Origin of the sequence: Pseudomonas allokribbensis (assembly GCF_014863605.1) — a bacterium.
Lineage (GTDB): Bacteria > Pseudomonadota > Gammaproteobacteria > Pseudomonadales > Pseudomonadaceae > Aquipseudomonas > Aquipseudomonas allokribbensis.
On the sequence record NZ_CP062252.1, the window covers coordinates 3405718 to 3422190 of the forward strand.

Annotated in this window: 13 protein-coding genes and 1 pseudogene; 7 read left to right on the forward strand and 7 right to left on the reverse strand. The window is 57.0% G+C overall.

The annotated features are described in order from the left end of the window. Nucleotides 1–406 precede the first annotated feature (406 nt). Nucleotides 407–970 (forward strand): TetR/AcrR family transcriptional regulator, encoded by a 564-nt coding sequence (locus IF199_RS15430; protein WP_011334168.1) that lies wholly within the window; start codon nucleotides 407–409, stop codon nucleotides 968–970. Between the two features lie 95 nt (nucleotides 971–1065). Here the strand turns inward: IF199_RS15430 and IF199_RS15435 are convergent, their stop codons facing one another. From IF199_RS15435 to IF199_RS15445, 3 genes are read right to left on the reverse strand one after another with little or no spacing between them, the layout of a single operon-like run. Continuing rightward, entirely contained in the window at nucleotides 1066–2475 is a 1410-nt protein-coding gene (locus IF199_RS15435) for an efflux transporter outer membrane subunit (protein ID WP_192557982.1), read from the reverse strand. A gap of 3 nt (nucleotides 2476–2478) precedes the next feature. Next, nucleotides 2479–5610: an efflux RND transporter permease subunit gene (locus IF199_RS15440; protein WP_192557983.1), complete on the reverse strand. Its 3132-nt coding sequence runs from the start codon at nucleotides 5608–5610 to the stop codon at nucleotides 2479–2481. A 27-nt stretch (nucleotides 5611–5637) separates the two neighbouring features. Then, a complete protein-coding gene (locus IF199_RS15445; RefSeq protein WP_192557984.1) occupies nucleotides 5638–6795 on the reverse strand; it encodes a MexC family multidrug efflux RND transporter periplasmic adaptor subunit in 1158 nt (385 codons plus the stop codon). A 119-nt stretch (nucleotides 6796–6914) separates the two neighbouring features. On the opposite strand from IF199_RS15445, the gene IF199_RS15450 reads away from it, so the two are divergent. The 4 genes from IF199_RS15450 (at nucleotide 6915) to IF199_RS15465 (ending at nucleotide 10940) form a co-directional block, all read left to right on the forward strand. Further along, nucleotides 6915–7526 (forward strand): TetR/AcrR family transcriptional regulator, encoded by a 612-nt coding sequence (locus tag IF199_RS15450; RefSeq protein ID WP_192557985.1) that lies wholly within the window; start codon nucleotides 6915–6917, stop codon nucleotides 7524–7526. A gap of 223 nt (nucleotides 7527–7749) precedes the next feature. Next, nucleotides 7750–8829 (forward strand): AraC-like transcriptional regulator QhpR, encoded by a 1080-nt coding sequence (qhpR, locus tag IF199_RS15455; protein WP_244142389.1) that lies wholly within the window; start codon nucleotides 7750–7752, stop codon nucleotides 8827–8829. Nucleotides 8830–8834: 5 nt separating this feature from the next. Next, the gene (locus tag IF199_RS15460; protein WP_192557986.1) at nucleotides 8835–9887 is read left to right on the forward strand and encodes an AraC family transcriptional regulator; all 1053 of its coding nucleotides are present in this window, start codon (nucleotides 8835–8837) and stop codon (nucleotides 9885–9887) included. Nucleotides 9888–10562: 675 nt separating this feature from the next. Beyond that, nucleotides 10563–10940, forward strand: a complete 378-nt coding sequence (locus IF199_RS15465) for a Ypar14, super integron cassette (RefSeq protein ID WP_192557987.1) — start codon at nucleotides 10563–10565, stop codon at nucleotides 10938–10940. Between the two features lie 101 nt (nucleotides 10941–11041). On the opposite strand, the gene IF199_RS15470 is transcribed toward IF199_RS15465, so the two are convergent. Continuing rightward, nucleotides 11042–11917 carry a DNA-binding protein gene (locus tag IF199_RS15470; RefSeq protein WP_192557988.1) on the reverse strand — a complete coding sequence of 292 codons (876 nt, stop codon included), beginning with the start codon at nucleotides 11915–11917 and terminating at the stop codon, nucleotides 11042–11044. A 78-nt stretch (nucleotides 11918–11995) separates the two neighbouring features. Here IF199_RS15470 and IF199_RS15475 point away from each other — a divergent pair, with 78 nt between their 5' ends. After that, the gene (locus tag IF199_RS15475; protein WP_192557989.1) at nucleotides 11996–13102 is read left to right on the forward strand and encodes a tyrosine-type recombinase/integrase; all 1107 of its coding nucleotides are present in this window, start codon (nucleotides 11996–11998) and stop codon (nucleotides 13100–13102) included. A 131-nt stretch (nucleotides 13103–13233) separates the two neighbouring features. On the opposite strand, the gene IF199_RS15480 is transcribed toward IF199_RS15475, so the two are convergent. After that, nucleotides 13234–13521 carry a helix-turn-helix domain-containing protein gene (locus tag IF199_RS15480; protein WP_192557990.1) on the reverse strand — a complete coding sequence of 96 codons (288 nt, stop codon included), beginning with the start codon at nucleotides 13519–13521 and terminating at the stop codon, nucleotides 13234–13236. Nucleotides 13522–13761: 240 nt separating this feature from the next. Between IF199_RS15480 and IF199_RS15485 the strand changes: the two genes are divergently transcribed. Then, complete coding sequence (locus tag IF199_RS15485) at nucleotides 13762–14049, forward strand: hypothetical protein (protein ID WP_192557991.1); 288 nt, start codon at nucleotides 13762–13764, stop codon at nucleotides 14047–14049. 1282 nt (nucleotides 14050–15331) lie between these two features. On the opposite strand, the gene IF199_RS30395 is transcribed toward IF199_RS15485, so the two are convergent. Together IF199_RS30395 and IF199_RS30600 are read right to left on the reverse strand one after the other, a co-directional pair. After that, nucleotides 15332–15925 carry a hypothetical protein gene (locus tag IF199_RS30395; protein ID WP_244142390.1) on the reverse strand — a complete coding sequence of 198 codons (594 nt, stop codon included), beginning with the start codon at nucleotides 15923–15925 and terminating at the stop codon, nucleotides 15332–15334. A gap of 150 nt (nucleotides 15926–16075) precedes the next feature. Next, nucleotides 16076–16465: pseudogene (locus IF199_RS30600) on the reverse strand (TniQ family protein); the annotation flags it as partial. Between the last annotated feature and the right edge of the window lie 8 nt (nucleotides 16466–16473).

The window sequence follows — 16473 nt, forward strand, 5'->3', positions numbered from 1 at the left end:
GTGCTGTCGGATTCCAGCTGACCGGGCTAAACACACCGTATGAGCCCACTGAGTAGAAGCTATGAATCGAGTAGATGGCGAGGGAGACGAGAGTCAGGGCCAGGCAGGAAAATAGAATCGGGCGCATCGCAAACCTCCGTCATCTGGCGGGAGCCAAATGCAGTGTCTTTTGTTATTGAGGGTTTCGATTCTGGATAACGAACGATGCAAAAGCTTGGCAGATCACGCCAGGTATTTTGCAGTTCATGACATGCAAATACCCCGAAATCCGTTCAGCTTTGTGAGTCGGGCGTTGAGCTTATTCCGTCTCAGATGAAGTAAGTTGCTCAAGTTCTGTGGTTTTCATTGCAGTAATGAGCTTTTCCTGCACAATTCCGAGGACTGAAATACGATTCGAGACCGACTGATGTCCCTGACTCCTCAAGATGAACGACTCATCAAGGCGCTTGCCCTGGCCATCGTTGATCGCCCCCGTGCGACGCTCAAGGAACTGGCTGAAGCGGCAGGCGTGAGCAAGGCTACGCTGCATCGCTTTTGCGGCACCCGCGACAACTTGGTGCAGATAATGGAAAGCCACGGTGAGACGGTGCTGAACCAGATCACCACCACAACCGACCTGCTGCACGGAGAGCCGGTGCAGGCACTGCGCAGTTTGATCAATGAGCATTTGGCTCATCGTGAAATGCTGGTTTTCCTGCTCTTTCAGTACCGCCCCGACACTTTTCCAGTCAACGGTGAGGGCGACCGTTGGCAATCTTATGCCGATGCCCTGGATGCTTTTTTTCTGCGCGGCCAGCAATTGGGCGCATTTCGCATCGATATCACGGCAGCCGTTTTCACAGAGTTGTTCCTGACCATGATCTTCGGAATGGTCGATGCCGAGCGCCGTGGGCGCGCGGCCAGCGCCAACTCGGCCAATGTGCTGGAACAGATGTTCCTGCACGGCGCCGCTAACGTAAAACCCCAATAATCCACACTCTGTCCTCCTGCAAAAAAGCCCCGTAACCTCTCGGTCTACGGGGCAAAAGGTTGGATGCGCCAACCCAAAGGAGCTCTTGCCAGGATTTATCTGACGTTTGTTTGTGATGACCATCCTCCGCCCAGCGAACGGAACAGATCGACCAAGGCAATCTGCCGCTGAGTGCTGACTTCGATAAACGCCGTTTCGTTGACGAAGCTGGTGCGCTGCGCATCGAGATAACGCAGGTGGCTGTCGATACCGCCTTCATAACGGGCCTTGGCCAGACTCAGGGTTTCAGTGCTGGTGTTGGCCAGTGCGCGGCGCGCGGCTTCCTCTCGGCGCAAGGTGTCGGTGGCGGCCAATGCATCGGCGACCTCGCGGAACGCCGTCTGAATCGTGCCTTCATAGGCCGCCACGGCTGAATCCTTACGAGCTTCGGCCAGACTCAGCCCGGCACTGTTGCGACCGGCATCGAATAACGGCAGCGAAAGGTTCGGCACAAAACTCCAGGACCGCGAGCCACCGTCGAACAAACCGGACATCTGCGCGCTGGATGTGCCGAAGCTCCCGGTCAGGCTGATGCGCGGAAAGAACGCCGCTCGCGCCGCGCCGATGTCGGCATTGCGCGCCTGCAATCGGTGCTCGGCGGCGAGGATGTCCGGTCGGCGCTCGATCAACGTGGAAGTGGTGTCAGGCGCAATGTCCTGAACCAGCATCGGCTCCGTCGACAGCCGTTCAGGAATCGACTTCGCCGCATCCTTGGTGCCGAGCAACAACACCAGCGCGTTGAAGGCCTGCTGTTTCTGCCGCAGATTGCTTTCCTGTTCGGCGCGCGATTGTTCCACCAGCCCAAGCGCTTCCTGATAGTCCAGCGCTGTGGCCGTACCGTTCGAGCGGCGCTGGCTGATCAGCGCGAACGAATACTCGCGGCTGATCAGGGTTTGTTGCGTCAGATCCAGACGACGCTGGGCGCCATCGTGAATCAGATACGCCTGGCTGACTTCGGCAATCAGGGCGATTTGCGCGGCGCGGGCCGCTTCTTCAGTCGCCAGATACTCCTGCAGCGCAGAGTCAGTGAGGCTCTTCACCCGGCCAAACAGATCCAGCTCGTATTCGGGCAGCGACAGGCCGACTTGATACTGGCTGGCCACCCCTGCCCGGCCGTCGCTGGCCAGGTCCGACGGCAAGCGCTGGCGATTGCCGGACGCGCTTGCATTCAGCCCGGGAACCCGATCGGCCCGCTGAATGCGGTACTGCGCCCGAGCCTGCTCGATGTCCAGAAGGGTCTGGCGCAATGAGCGATTGTTATCCAGCGCAACCTCCACCAGACGGCGCAGATCGGGATCGACGATGAACGCCTGCCACGCCAATTGGTTGATCGGAGCGCCTTGTTTCAGCGACTCGCCCGCCCAGTTGTCCGCGACCGGTGCAACGGGCCGCTCATAGGTCGGCGCCAACGAGCAACCGGCCAGCAGCATGGCGATCACCAGCGTAGAAAATCCTGAAATACGCATGTGTCACTCCTGAGTCAAAGCGGGTTGTTCAATGGGCGCAGGTTTACTGCGCAGCATCGACAGCACCCAGACAAAACAGATCGGTACAAACAACACCCCCAGCAGCGTCGCGCTGAGCATGCCGCCGATCACCCCGGTACCGATCGCCCGCTGACTTGCGGCCCCTGCCCCGGTCGCCAGTGCCAGCGGCACTACGCCGAGAATGAACGCCATAGACGTCATCACGATTGGCCGGAAGCGCAGCCGTGCGGCCTCGATCGCGGCGTCGCGCAGGCTGTAACCTTTCTCCCAAAGCTCCTTGGCGAACTCGACGATCAGAATCGCGTTTTTCGCCGCCAGACCGATGATGGTGATCAAACCGACCTTGAAGTACACGTCGTTGGGCATGCCGGCGACCATCACTGCCAGCACTGCACCGATGGCACCAATCGGCACGATCAGCATCACGGTCAGCGGAATCGCCCAGCTCTCGTACAGCGCCACCAGCAGCAGGAACACCACCAGAATGGCCAGCGCGAACAGCTGCGTGGCCTGACCGCTGGAGACCTTCTCCTGATAAGACAGACCGGTCCACTCGTAGCTGAAGCCGGCCGGCAATTGCGCAGCGATACGCTCCATTTCCGCCATGGCTTCACCGGTGCTGTAGCCCGGCCCCGCATCACCGACGATGCGCACCGACGGATAACCGTTGTAGCGCACCACCTGCACCGGACCTTCCTCCCAATGCGTGGTGACGAAGGCACTGAGCGGCACCAGATCGCCCGCGGTGTTGTGTACATAAAGCTTGAGCACGCTTTCCGGAGTCATCCGGTCGCCCTGCTCGGCCTGCACCACCACGCGCTGCTGGCGGCCGGCGTTGGTGAAGTCGTTGATCACCTCCGAGCCGAACGCGGCAGACAACGCACTGCTGATTGATTCAAAACTCACCCCCAGGGTGCGTGCCTTGTCACGGTCGATCACCACGCGCAATTGCGGCGACTCGGCCAGGCCTTCCATCATGGCGTAGAGGATTTTCGGGTTGCCGTTGGCCTGACCGAGCACCTGGTCACGGGCACCGAGCAAGGCTTCGCGGCCCAGACCGGCACGATCCTGCAGGCGCAAGGCGAAACCACCGGAGTTGCCCAGCCCGTCAATCGGCGGCGGTGGCACGGCCATCACCGCACCGTCGTTGGTCACGGCAAATTGCTCGTTCAGCGCATTGACTTCCGCCATGGCCGATTGATCTTCGCCACGCTCCGACCAGTCCTTGAACACCGGGAATGCCAGCGCTGCGTTATCGCCCATCCCGGAAAAGCTGAAGCCGGACACCAGGAACGTCGACTGAACCCCGTCGCGGGTAGCCAGGTAGCGCTCCAGTTGTTCGCCGGTCGCTTCGGTACGGGTGCGAGTCGCGCCCGGCGGCAACTGGACGTCGACGATCATGTAGCCCTGATCCTCCACCGGCACGAAGGATTCCGGCAAGCGCAGGTAGAAGAAGCCGAGCATGGCGATAATGCCCAAATACACCAACATCATCCGGCCGGCGCGCGCCACCAGCCCGTTGTTCAGCACCGAATAGCGATCGGTGAGCTTGGCGAAGCCACGGTTGAAAGCGCCGAAGAAGCCACGCTTTTCATGGTGCCCTTGTGGAATCGGCTTGAGCAGCGTGGCGCATAGCGCCGGGGTGAACGTCAGGGCAAGGAAACCGGAGAACAGAATCGACACCGCCAGCGATACCGAGAACTGCTGGTAGATCACACCGACCGAGCCGGACATGAACGCCAGCGGCATGAACACCGCCGATAACACCAGGGTGATACCGATGATCGCGCCCGATACCTGCCCCATGGCTTTCACCGTGGCATCGACCGGCGACAACCCCTCCTCGGCCATGATCCGCTCGACGTTCTCCACCACGACAATTGCGTCGTCCACCAGAATGCCGATGGCGAGTACCATGCCGAACATGGTCATCATGTTCACCGAAAAGCCCATCAGGTACATCATCATCAGCGTGCCCAACAGACACACTGGAACCACGATCGACGGAATCAGGGTGTAGCGGATGTTCTGCAGGAACAGGAACATCACCAGAAATACCAGGACCATCGCTTCGATCAGGGTATGAATCACCTTCTCGATCGCGACATCAACGAAACGCGAGGTGTCGTAAGGAACGGAATATTCCACGTCATCCGGGAAGTACGCCGACAGTTCGGCCAGGCGCTGCTTGACTGCGGTTGCGGTCTGGATTGCGTTGGCGCCGGGCGACAACTGGATCGCCGCTGCCACGGCAGGTCTGCCATTGAGACGCGAGTTGAAGTTGTAACTTTCCTGACCGATTTCCACGCGGGCGACGTCGCCCAGTTTGACCGTGGAACCGTCCTCGTTGGCACGCAGGACAATGCGTGAGAATTCTTCCGGATTGTCCAGCGTACCTTTCACCGCCAGGGTGGCGGTCAGTTCCTGCAGGCTGCTGGTCGGCGTACTACCGAAGCTGCCGGCCGGCACTTGTACGTTCTGGCCGCGGATGGCCGCGCTGACGTCGTCGATGGACAGCCCGTAGCCCACCAGTTTCTGCGGGTCGAGCCAGACGCGCATCGCCGCTTCGGAGGAGAAGAACTGCAGCTTGCCGACACCCGGAACCCGGCGCAGCTCGTTGTTGATATTGCGCGCGGCGTAGTCGCCCAGTGCGGTGGTGTCGCTGTGCTGGGTGCCCTCCTTATAGTTCAGCGCATAGATCAGCAAGAACCCGGCACTGGTCTGCTCCACTTCCAGACCTTGGGTGAGCACGGCTTGCGGCATCCGCGCTTCAGCTTTTTTCAGACGGTTTTGCACGTCAACCTGAGCGAGCTGCGGGTCGGTGCCCGGCTGGAACGTCACTGCGATCTCGGCGATACCGTTGGAGTTGTTGGTCGACTCGAAATACAGCAGATTCTTCGCACCGTTGAGCGACTCTTCGATCACACTGGTGACCGAGTCCACCAGCACCTTCGCGGAGGCGCCGGGATAGGTTGCTGTCACCTTGATCTGCGGCGGCGCGACGTTGGGGTATTGCGCCACCGGCAGCATCGGAATGACCAGCAGACCGGCCAGAGAGATGAACAATGCCACCACCCAGGCGAAGTTCGGGCGTTTGATGAAAAACTGAGACATCGGAATATCCTCGCGGCGATGGCGCCCTTACTGTTTCGACTCAGGCGTCAGCGCCTGGGCTTGAGGCTGAGCAGGCGCGACCTTGGCGCCTGCCTGCAGGCCACTCAGGCCGCTGACAATCACCTGATCGCCAGCCTTCAGGCCTTCACTGATCTGCCAGCGCGAACCCTGCATGGAACCAGTCACCACAGTGCGCGCTTCGGCGCGGCCGTCGGCGCCGACCACCATGACTTGCGCCCCGCCATCGCTGCCGCGCTGCACCGAGCGCTGTGGCACGAGAATGGCCTGATTGTCGGTGCCTTGAGGTGTGCGCACGCGCACGAACATGCCCGGCAGCAACACACCGTCACTGTTGGCGAACTTGCCACGCAACGACACCTGGCCGGTGCCACGGTCAACGGCGACATCGGTAAACATCAGGGCGCCCTGACGCTCGTAAGCAGTGCCGTCAACACGAATCGACAACGCCTTGTTGTCGTCGGCGGAGAGTTTGCCGCCCTTGAGCGATTCGCGCAGACGCAGCGCGTCAGCGGCCGATTGGGTGAAGTCGACATACACCGGATCCAGCTGCTGAATCCGCGCCATCAACGTTGCGTCACCCTGACCGACCAAGGCGCCTTCGGTGACCAGTGCGCGGCCAACACGCCCGGAAATCGGCGCGGTCACCGAGGCATAACCCAGGTTCAACCGGGCGCTTTGCAGATCAGCCTGGGCTGAACGCGTGGCCGCCTGAGCACTGCGCAGGTCAGCCATGGCGCTGTCGAAATCCTGTTGGCTGACCGCTTCGATTTTTACCAGCGGTTCATAGCGCTTGACCCGTGCCTGAGCCTCGAGCGCAACGGACTGAGCACGGGCCAGTTCACCTTCGGCCCTGGACAACGCCGCTTTGAGTGGCGCCGGATCAATCTGGAACAACAGATCTCCGGCTTTTACATCAGCGCCCTCTTCAAAACGCTTCTGCATCACGATGCCGGGCACCCGCGCACGCACTTCCGCAACGCGCATCGGTTCCACACGGCCCGGCAACTCTGACGTCAGTGCCAGTGGCTCAGTCTTCACTGCAAGCACCTCTACCGGACGCGCCACTTCAGCCATATCCGCCTGTTCATTCGCTGGTCCACACCCGGCCAGCGCAATGGCAACTGCCAACGACCCCGCCATCCCTACTGCACGCAAATTGCCCATATCTCACCCAAGGCTTGATTGAATTTGGTGCGAATGCTACTTTCAAAATCCTAATGAGTCAATAATGACTCATATGAGAATTTAGTGAATCCAGTATGAAGATCACTTGAGGCTTGGTGATGAACCCGATTTCCCATGAAGAACAACTGCTCAAATCATTGACTGTGGCAGTCGTCAATCGGCCGCGGGCAACAATGAAAGAGCTGGCGCAATTGGCAGGTGTAAGCAAGGCCACCCTGCACCGCTACTGCGGAACAAGGGAAAACCTGGGGCAGCGGCTGGAGGAGTACGTCGAAAGTACGCTGAATCTGGTAATCCGCAGCGCCGGATTGCAGCAACAACAGCCGCTGGACGCACTGCGTCGATTGATCCGCGAGCATCTCGCACATCGAGAACTGCTTGCCTTTCTGATGGCGCAATACCGCCCTGATTTCCTCGACTTCGAACGGAGTGATACACGCTGGCAGTTTTACTTGGAGGCGCTTGACGGATTTTTCCTCAGAGGCCAGCAAAAAGGGCTTTTTCGCATCGACATCACTGCAGCGGTTTTTACCGAACTGTTCATCACTCTGGTCTACGGGCTGGTGGACGCCGAACAACGCGGGCGTGCAGCCAACGCCGACTCGGCACGAACGCTTGAGCAGATGTTCCTGCATGGAGCGCTGTCGGGTGGAGAGTTACGCGAGCACACCTGCGAACAGGAAAGAACGCTTCAGTCCTCAGAAGTGTGAGAAGGCATCGCTGATACTGGCAACCGGAGGGTGATTGGAATGATGAACAACAGTGTGGCCAGCGAGCTGAGGCCGAAAATACAGAGCCCCCGAAATCAGCGCGAGCACCAGCAAAACGAACAGAAACCGACGCATCGAATACCTCCATCGTCCGGCCTTGGGCCGAACGCAGTTTTTTTGTTATTGGTGATTCGAGTCTGGTCCCGCGACAAGGGAGAAAGCTTTGCCGAACGCGCCAGAGTTTTTGCAAATCGTGCCAGTGCCTGTCGTTCCAAAGGCTTTTACCCAAATGGGGACTCAGATGATGTCCACTGTCCGTAGCACCGCTCTGCTGGGGTTCAAAGAGTTTGCTGTCAGTCAGGGAATCGATCCGGATTCGGCACTGGCTGAGATTGGTCTGCCCGGAGACCCACTGAATGCTCAATTCTCCGGCGCCCAGTTCAATGCCTTGGTCGAGTTGTGTGCGGTGCGTTCGAACAATCCTCTGTTCGGCTTACAGTTTGGCTTGCGCCAAGGCACGCAAAGTCTAGGCACCCTGGTGTACGCCATGCGCAGTACAGCGAATGTGGGTGAGGCGCTGAACCTGCTGATACGCTATTTCCATATCCATAGCGACGGCGCGTTAGTGCGTCTCGAATGCCAGACCGGCAGTGCTCTGCTTATCTACGACGTCATTGACGGAACGTTGGTATCGGTACGTCAGACGGTGGAGCTGGCGATGGGAATTGCCGTATGTTTGCTCCGCGAGCTGATGGGGCATGCCTGGAAACCTAGAGGTTTGACACTGCGTCATAGCGCTCCTGAAAACCGCATGGCCTATCGCGCTCTTCTGGGCACGCATCCGCGCTTTGACAGTACCGTCAATGCCTGGGTTTTTGATGAGTCACTGCTGGCGATACCGCTGGGTGCGGCGAATGCAAGGTGTCAACAGTTAGCCCAGCAGCACATCGATGAGCTCGCACGCATAACGCTCAAAGAATTGCCGTCCTACGTGCAAAAGCGGCTGCGTGATGAACTGGCCCATGGTCCAGTCACGCTTCGCGAAATGGCCGAGTACATGATGATCAGCCCGCGCACCTTGCAACGTTATCTATCGGCAGAAGGCACACGATTTCAGGAGCTGCTGGACGAAACGCGCCAGTCGATGGCCGTGCGCTACCTCTGCGACTCATCAATCAGCCTGACGCAGGTGGCAAGTCTGTTGGGTTACGCTGATCTGAGCACTTTTTCCCGAGCTTTCACTCGCTGGAATGGCGTAAGCCCACAAAAGTGGAAACAGCGCATGCAACACACCAAACGGTAAACGACATGGTTTCCAATCCGTTCATTCGTGCACTCAGCCTGACAGGATTTGAGCAATTTGCTCGGCGCCAGGGCCTGGACCCGAACCACATGTTGCGACAAACCTCTATACCTGTGGCATCGCTACAGCGCCCGGAAGATATCCTGTCCTTCCAGCACTATTGCGGCTTGCTGGAACTATGCCGCCAGCGTTCGAATAACCCGTTGTTCGGTCTGGAGTTCGGGCTCGATCAGGGTGTCGATGTCTTTGGCGATATTTTTTTCCTGATTCACAACGCCCGTACCATTGGCGAGGCCTTGCTCGAGCTGCGTGCCAACTTCGCGCTTTACAACGGCGCAGCGCAAATTGACCTGGAAGTTATTGATGGAGTCGCGCTGCTTGGTTACCGGACGGATGGGACGGCGATCGGCGGATTACCCCAGGCCGAAGAACTCGCGTGTGGTGTCGGTCTACAACTGATGCGAACCCTGGTCGGGAACCAATGGCAGCCCGCAGCGGTAATGCTACGGCATGTGCCGCTTGCCGATGAACGGGATTATCAGCAGGCGCTAGGTATCAAGCCGACCTTCTCTGCTGCACATACTGGACTTCTATTTGATGCGTGTGTCTTGGTGCAGCCGCTGGATTGCGCCAGTGAAGCCTTGCATCAACTCATAGCTGGACATCTGTCAGGCATTGAACGCTTGTCGACAGACGCGATGCCGGGCTACGTCAGGCAATTGCTACGCAATTTATTGCCCAGCGGGCGTGCGACCATCGACAGAGTGGCCAATTGCATGGCAATCAATCCGCGTACCTTGCAACGCCACCTGGCGCAAGAAAACACATCATTTCAGCAATTGTTGGATGAGACGCGCCAGCAGTTGGTACGCAACTATCTTCAGACACCGACAATCAGTCTTACGCAAGTGGCGCGTTTGCTTGGTTATGCCGATGTCAGTACTTTTTCGCGGGCTTTTCATCGCTGGTTTGGCGTGTCTGTGCTCGGGTGGTGTAGGCAATCCGGGGTGAGCAGACAGCCATTATTACTTCGGAATCGAGTGAGAGAGCGACCTTAAGGAGGTTCATTGGTACCTTCACTTGAACTTTTTGGGTTGAGATCAGCTTCTACAAAAAGCTTAGTTACCAATCGGTGGCAGACTTGTTGCCGTTCGTGACCCGCAGCAATCGGCCAATTGCTGTCAGCGGGAGCCATGCGGGCTTAGGATATGGGCTCTCCCCAAAGAGGGTCTTTCCCTTATGAGTGAATCTGTGCAGACAAACGTGACATGCGAAGATCCAGTTGATGGGAGCGGAGACGTCATTATCGATCTCCCTCCGGATGTACTTGCAGCAATGAACGTCGGTTTGGGTGATTCCTTGAGCATTAGAGTTGATCGACGGATCGGTAGTGCTAAAATCACTCCGCGGCACTGACAAGCAATCTTGAGGCCGTTGTCGACCGAGGCTGTTTGAAGACGGTTAAAGAGACTTCAAAACGGTGCATGCCTTTCACACAGTCTGGGCCGATAGCTGCCACTCAGGAGTGACCGCTTTCGGCCAGAAGCGGACATTCAGGAACGACTGCTTCCGACCCAGAGCGGACATTGCTTTGCGAAGCTGAGGAGTAGTATCACCCGAGCGTAAATGTCATGTGTCGCTGCGACTCCTTCTGTGGATGATCAGCAAGGAAAGAATGATTCACAAACGAATCATAGCTACGATGCATGGCGATATCTGGCAAAGGAGACGGTATGCCACAGCTCACATGGGATCCTTTTGATCTGGTCGCCGTACTCGGCGTCGTTCCTTCTCACGATGAATTTGATACGTCGCATCGGTATTTGATTGAACAAGGCTCCCTCAGGCTGGAACTGACAATCTGGCAATACGATTCTGATGTAGAAATTCAGATGTGGGAGACGTCATTACCCAAACCCATCATCAAGTACAAGTTGCTCGGATGCCCTGGTATCCGCGTTGTTGACGATAAGCGCGGCACATTTGTGGAGTTCGCCGCATCGAATACTTTCACCGGACGATATGACGGATATTCGGTAATTCCGTACGGCCTAAGGCTTTGGGTCGATCCACAGTTTTTTCTAGAGCCGTTTAGCTATGGGGTTGCTTAGGGTCAAGTGTGGTCAACCACGAATGCCCGCTTCTGGCCGTTAGCGGCCACTTGCGAACGTCCGTTTTTGGCCGATAGCAGCCATTGGTGGGACCAAGTGTATTAAGCCTTGGGGTCACGTAATGTGGGGCTTTTTCTGACTCTTGGCTTGCGTTTCGTCTCGGACAACTGGCGCATATGATTTAGCTGCTGCTCCAAGGTTTCAGCTCGAGCCACCTGCGCCGCGGCACGTTGCTGCGCCTGGCTGAGTTCGGTCTGGAGCGACTCCTGTCGTCGTAGCGATTGCTCTACTTGCCGCCCAGCATCTTTGAGTTGGACGGTCATGGCTTTGCTCTGCTCCCGCGCGTGGTCGACCTCGCGATGTGCACGATCTTCGACGCCGCGCACATAGGTCTCTTGCGCGACACGCTCCTGCTCGGCCTTGAGTCGCAACGCCTGCAGCTCCTGCTGCAATCCCTGGTTGTGCTGCTGGGCCTCGTGGCGCTCGTGCACCAGACTCTCCCGTTGCTGTTGCAGGTCATCGATCTGGGTCTGACGTTGGGACAGCAGCAGTTCCAGGTCAGCCAAACGCAGTTCGGCAGCCTGACGCCCCGCCGTCGCCTCTACCACCTGCTGGCGCGCCTTGGCCATGTCCTGACGCGCTTGATCTTCCGCCACCGCCATGCGTTCACGTTCGGTGTCCAGCACTTGGCGCTGCTCGGCCACACTCTGTTCGACGACACCCTGCGCCAAGTGGATCGCCTGTTGCCACACCGCGACAAAGGCCTGTGATACTTCGCCAGGAAGCGTCGGCAGGCGGGTCTCACCGTTCAGCCGCTCGGCCAGGCGTGCCCACCATTGATCGAGCAACCCACCCACGCGCGCTGGGCTGCCGCGGCCCAGCTCCAGGCGTACCCGCTCCACCGTCGGCCGTTCACCCCGGGCCAGCACCGCGTCCGCGGCGGCAAACACTTCATGTTCCGGTACTCCTACTGCCATGCCGCATCTCCGGGTATATTAGGTCTGATAATAGAATGTTATCCGACGTTATTTTTTAGATATTGGAATTATCATACGTTGAACGTATTAAATATTACAGATCAGTTGGCGCTGATCGACGAAACGCCGCTGGACCCACAATCCTTGGCGCTCCACGCCCAGGAAGCCGCGGCGGCGTTTATTGCCGCCGGCACCGCGGCGAATACTGTACGCAGTTACCGCAGCGCCCTCGCCTACTGGTCGGCCTGGCTGCAGCTGCGTTATGGGCAAGCGCTGGGCGATGCGCCGCTCCCCGTCCCCGTAGCCATACAGTTCGTCCTTGATCACCTGGCGCGACCGCTGGCCGACGGCGGCTGGGCCCACCTGCTGCCGCCGGGCATCGATGCCGTGCTGATCGCCGCCCGGGTCAAAACCAAACCAGGACCGCTGGCGTTCAATACGGTGAGCCATCGCCTAGCCGTGTTGGGCAAATGGCATCGAATCAATCAGTGGGACAGTCCGACCGAAGCGCCGGCGCTAAAGACCTTGCTGCGCGAGGCACGCAAGGCCCAAGCACGCCAGGGCGTGAACGTGCGCAAGAAAACCGCGATTGTGCTCGAACCCTTGCAGACACTGCTCGCCACTTGCGACGACGGCGTGCGCGGCATCCGTGACCGCGCCCTGCTCCTGCTGGCATGGAGCGGCGGCGGCCGGCGACGTTCAGAGGTGGTGGGACTGCAAGCGAGCGATGTACGCCAACTGGATGCCGATACTTGGCTGTACGCGCTAGGCGCGACCAAGACCGACACCGGCGGTGTGCGTCGTGAGAAACCGTTGCGCGGGCCGGCGGCCGCAGCGCTGGCCGCCTGGCTGACAGCCGCGCCCGCCGACTCTGGTCCATTGTTTCGCCGGCTGTATAAAGGTGGCAAGGTCGGGACGGCAGGCTTGTCGGCCGACCAGATTGCGCGCATCGTCCAGCGTCGGGCAAAGTTGGCAGGCCTGGAGGGCGATTGGGCGGCGCACAGTTTAAGGTCGGGGTTTGTCACCGAGGCCGGGCGTCAGGGCGTGCCGCTCGGCGAAGTGATGGTCATGACTGAACATCGCAGTGTTACCACGGTGATGGGTTACTTTCAGGCGGGCGCCCTGCTCGACAGTCGGGCCACTCAACTATTCCAGCCGACGCGAGTCGAAAGTGAGTCTGCGTAAAAACGAGGTGAGCAGCGCACCGGAATCGCTCCATCCCAAGTAGCCGTCTAAACTGCCGTCGGGGCACAAGGTCCTTATCCACATCACAAGATGCAAACTGCAATGATCACCAGACGCTCCCCCCTGCCACTTCATCCCTCAACATGCAGCAACGCTAGCTCGTCCCTCACACGGGAAAGCAACTCGTCGAGACTGAGCCCCTCATCACACAACAACTGAGCGTACGCCAGCAAAGTCAGCGGCTGAACGCCCATGACGGAGGCCAGCGCCTGCAGCTTCTCCAAAGTCGGACTTTTAAGTCCGCGTTCCAATGTGCTGAGGTATGTTCGGCTGCTTTTAGTCGAGAAGTCCTCCTGCGTCAGCGCCTTGCTTTTTCTCAGGCGCTGCAACGCCACCCCGAATGCTTGATTCAGCTCCATTTTGCACCGCTCGCAAAAGGAACTATAGGGCAATAACGAACACTTTAGAGCTACAATCTATAGTGTTCATTTGCCGAGAGTGGCGGGAAAATGTTTAGAACGAGTCGGAAAGCAAAAATACCAACGCCGGCGTTCCTCGGCGAAGATATACATCTATGGTCCTGCGTCGAGCATGGCCTGCATTTACCTTGGTTTTACGCTCGATCGGTTCACGAAGAAGACGGCCTGCAGATCAGTCATATGCTGATGCTGTCCAGCCTGGAGTTATTGAAAAGCGCGCTGACTCAGCGAAACCCTTCCGCATCGATTGACGAGATACAATTGGTCAGCCCGGGTTATTTCAACAAATCAGGGCGATGGCTCATGGAGCCTTTGTTGGAGCTTACCGAGGTGGTAGCGGGCCGCGGGCAGGCGATCTCCCATATCTTCAGAGTAATGGGAGATCGGCTCTATACGCAGGGGCATGCAGACGGCTCTGCAGAGCAAATCAGGCGTACAATCTACCTGGCGAAAACCCAGAACGCCTAACCCCCCCTCAACGGACTCGCTGATTACGAAAAGCGTTTGAGCCTGACGAGCAGGGGGAGCGAACAACGCTCCCATCGCCAAGACGTGCTATCTCAGTAAAAGATTCCTCTGTGCGCTGCCATTCACCATAAATACACGCTCGATGTGCATTCATACCGGCGCCAAGGATTGCGCGATGCTGTGCATTTATGCCTCTGCGAGCATGATGCGGTTCGGTTTTATTTTTATTAGTTAATACGGCTGTTTTACTTCATAGGCCACGTTTTCTAGCATCATCTTAATGAGTTAAGTGCGACTCCGTACACACGTAGATGCCGCAGCGTCAAGAAGCGCTGTCATAGGTGCGCCTATCCTAAATGGGTCGCCTGCAGAGTTCGTACGACATCGTACTCTATGCAAAATGGGGTAGCCCGGGGCGACAGAAATCACTGCAAAAGCACGAACTAGCAGGCCATACACTAGAGGCTTACGGACAACTCGGTGCTGTCGGTCTGGGATTTTCGGAAAAAGCGGAGAACTGCCGAAAAGCGGCGTCGCGTAGAGCGTGATCTGAACGCCGAGGAGCAATTTTTGGTCTTGCATGCGTAGCTTGAGAGACCTGCCAGTTTGGCCGATCAATGGGACGCTGTCATTGCAGTTTTGGGGGGCTGAGTGGAGATCGGGGTGAATTCAGATCATCCAGGAGGCGATAGCATTGATTGACATAGTGACTATGGATTTACTATTGTTTGTCTGCGCCTAGGCGTAGATCATAGGGTGGCTACAGGGGTCTTCGGATCGCACCCCGCTTCTGATGAAGGTCAGATGGCCCAGTGTCAGGTAACAGCGTCCTGCCCCGTCGAAAGCATGCAATTGACGGCTGAGAATCTCGCCTAGAGCGAGATTCGCCTTTTCTGGGCATTCACTTTTGCGGCTTCGGCCAAATCCGTGCCTTCTTGAGAGGGCCTAGACTCTTGGGCTTTATTTGCGTACCGACACGGCTAGACCGGGAGACCGCGAAGCAAAGCGCTGGCTTCGCTCGACGAGCATTCTAAGCACTTGGAGTGGGTTGCGCTGGACGATTGCGGTATTTGCTGGTTCAGCATATCGAATTAGTTCTACGCGATGATGGCTTTCGCGGCGATGAGGAGATCAGCCTCGAAGAAGCTATAAAGTGTGCGCCCTCTTATAGGGTGGGCGCCTATCAATGACGTACGCGCTTCGGATCATTTGTCCGTAAAGTGTATTGTAAAATAATTAAACTCTCACTCCTACACCTACGATTAAACACCCTCCACAAACGTTAGTAGCGCCATGTCTTTAAGGGAAATTGGCCTTTCCAAAACTTCACTTGGGCATCACTCAACACCTTACTCCGGTATGCCGCATACTCCAACCCGTTTAAAAACGGTGTTAATCGTTTCTGCAGATCGCCAGTCGCACAAGAAAAACAGCCAATCAAATCTAAATACTCCCCTTCAGAATGGAACCAAGGCGAACAATAACCGAGTTCCTCAATGCTTTTAGGCCATGTAAAACCGAAAGCACTCGCCGCATGATGTAATCGCAGTAAGTCTTTTTCCGAGAGCAATCGAAAAACGTACCCTACCATTAAAATAGCGATCATCCTATGGTACGGTGAGGCACTACCAGAGCCAAACTCCATACACTCTCGATAGTTTAAATTTTCATAAACTAGAGGCTCGCTACCTTCATTAAATAAACTTCTAGCCGCGCCCGGGCTTCGAAAGCGTGTTCGAGAAGATAAAAAAATCTGCATGAGAAATTTTAAAACGACAATCAGCTCGCCTGACAAAACAGGGTGTTTGTCTCCGGGCAGCAAACACCATTTTTTCCTCTCCAACTCTGATAGCCACGTTTGTATCTTGATTGCCATACTTAGATCGAGCACCCTGCTGGAAATGCCTCCCCATCGGTGCGAGTGTTCGACATACGGATGTTCTGGATCGTTCGGAGTCTCAGTAGCAAATGCATCCCAAGACTTATAAAACGATGGGATCTCATTCGTAATACTCAATACGGACCTGTGATGGGAGCAGATGGGGTTGCCAATATAACACCAAGACTTACGCCATACTGGCAAGCCATACAACTTGATATCTTCTCTGATACACTGAGTGCAAAAGCTAAATCGGTATTGCGGCAGGGAGAGGTGTGAAGACCTGGCTCCAAAAAAATCTGAGACTAACCGGCCGGGCAACTTTTGACCATTACACAACCCCTCAAAAGTCTTATTGTTAAAATTAAAATCCGGGTCAAAATCTGGATTTAGATAAGGCCAGCAACTAATCGCACTGGGGTAGATCTCCCCCATTTCGCAATTAAAGCTTTTAACATGTTTGTTATGAGCGGACCTGAACAACCAAGAAGTGAATGTCTCGTCGTGTATTGCTCTGGGCCAACCCCTTATCTTCATTTTCGCTC

What these genes read in the sequence shown, in the direction of transcription:
- IF199_RS15465 (WP_192557987.1), top strand. Translation starts at nt 10,563, where the DNA reads ATGCCACAGCTCACATGGGATCCTTTTGATCTGGTCGCCGTACTCGGC.
- IF199_RS15435 (WP_192557982.1), bottom strand. Translation starts at nt 2,475, where the DNA reads ATGCGTATTTCAGGATTTTCTACGCTGGTGATCGCCATGCTGCTGGCC.
- IF199_RS15430 (WP_011334168.1), top strand. Translation starts at nt 407, where the DNA reads ATGTCCCTGACTCCTCAAGATGAACGACTCATCAAGGCGCTTGCCCTG.
- IF199_RS15480 (WP_192557990.1), bottom strand. Translation starts at nt 13,521, where the DNA reads ATGGAGCTGAATCAAGCATTCGGGGTGGCGTTGCAGCGCCTGAGAAAA.
- IF199_RS15440 (WP_192557983.1), bottom strand. Translation starts at nt 5,610, where the DNA reads ATGTCTCAGTTTTTCATCAAACGCCCGAACTTCGCCTGGGTGGTGGCA.
- IF199_RS15445 (WP_192557984.1), bottom strand. Translation starts at nt 6,795, where the DNA reads ATGGGCAATTTGCGTGCAGTAGGGATGGCGGGGTCGTTGGCAGTTGCC.
- IF199_RS15450 (WP_192557985.1), top strand. Translation starts at nt 6,915, where the DNA reads ATGAACCCGATTTCCCATGAAGAACAACTGCTCAAATCATTGACTGTG.
- IF199_RS30395 (WP_244142390.1), bottom strand. Translation starts at nt 15,925, where the DNA reads ATGGCAATCAAGATACAAACGTGGCTATCAGAGTTGGAGAGGAAAAAA.
- IF199_RS15485 (WP_192557991.1), top strand. Translation starts at nt 13,762, where the DNA reads ATGCTGATGCTGTCCAGCCTGGAGTTATTGAAAAGCGCGCTGACTCAG.
- IF199_RS15460 (WP_192557986.1), top strand. Translation starts at nt 8,835, where the DNA reads ATGGTTTCCAATCCGTTCATTCGTGCACTCAGCCTGACAGGATTTGAG.
- IF199_RS15470 (WP_192557988.1), bottom strand. Translation starts at nt 11,917, where the DNA reads ATGGCAGTAGGAGTACCGGAACATGAAGTGTTTGCCGCCGCGGACGCG.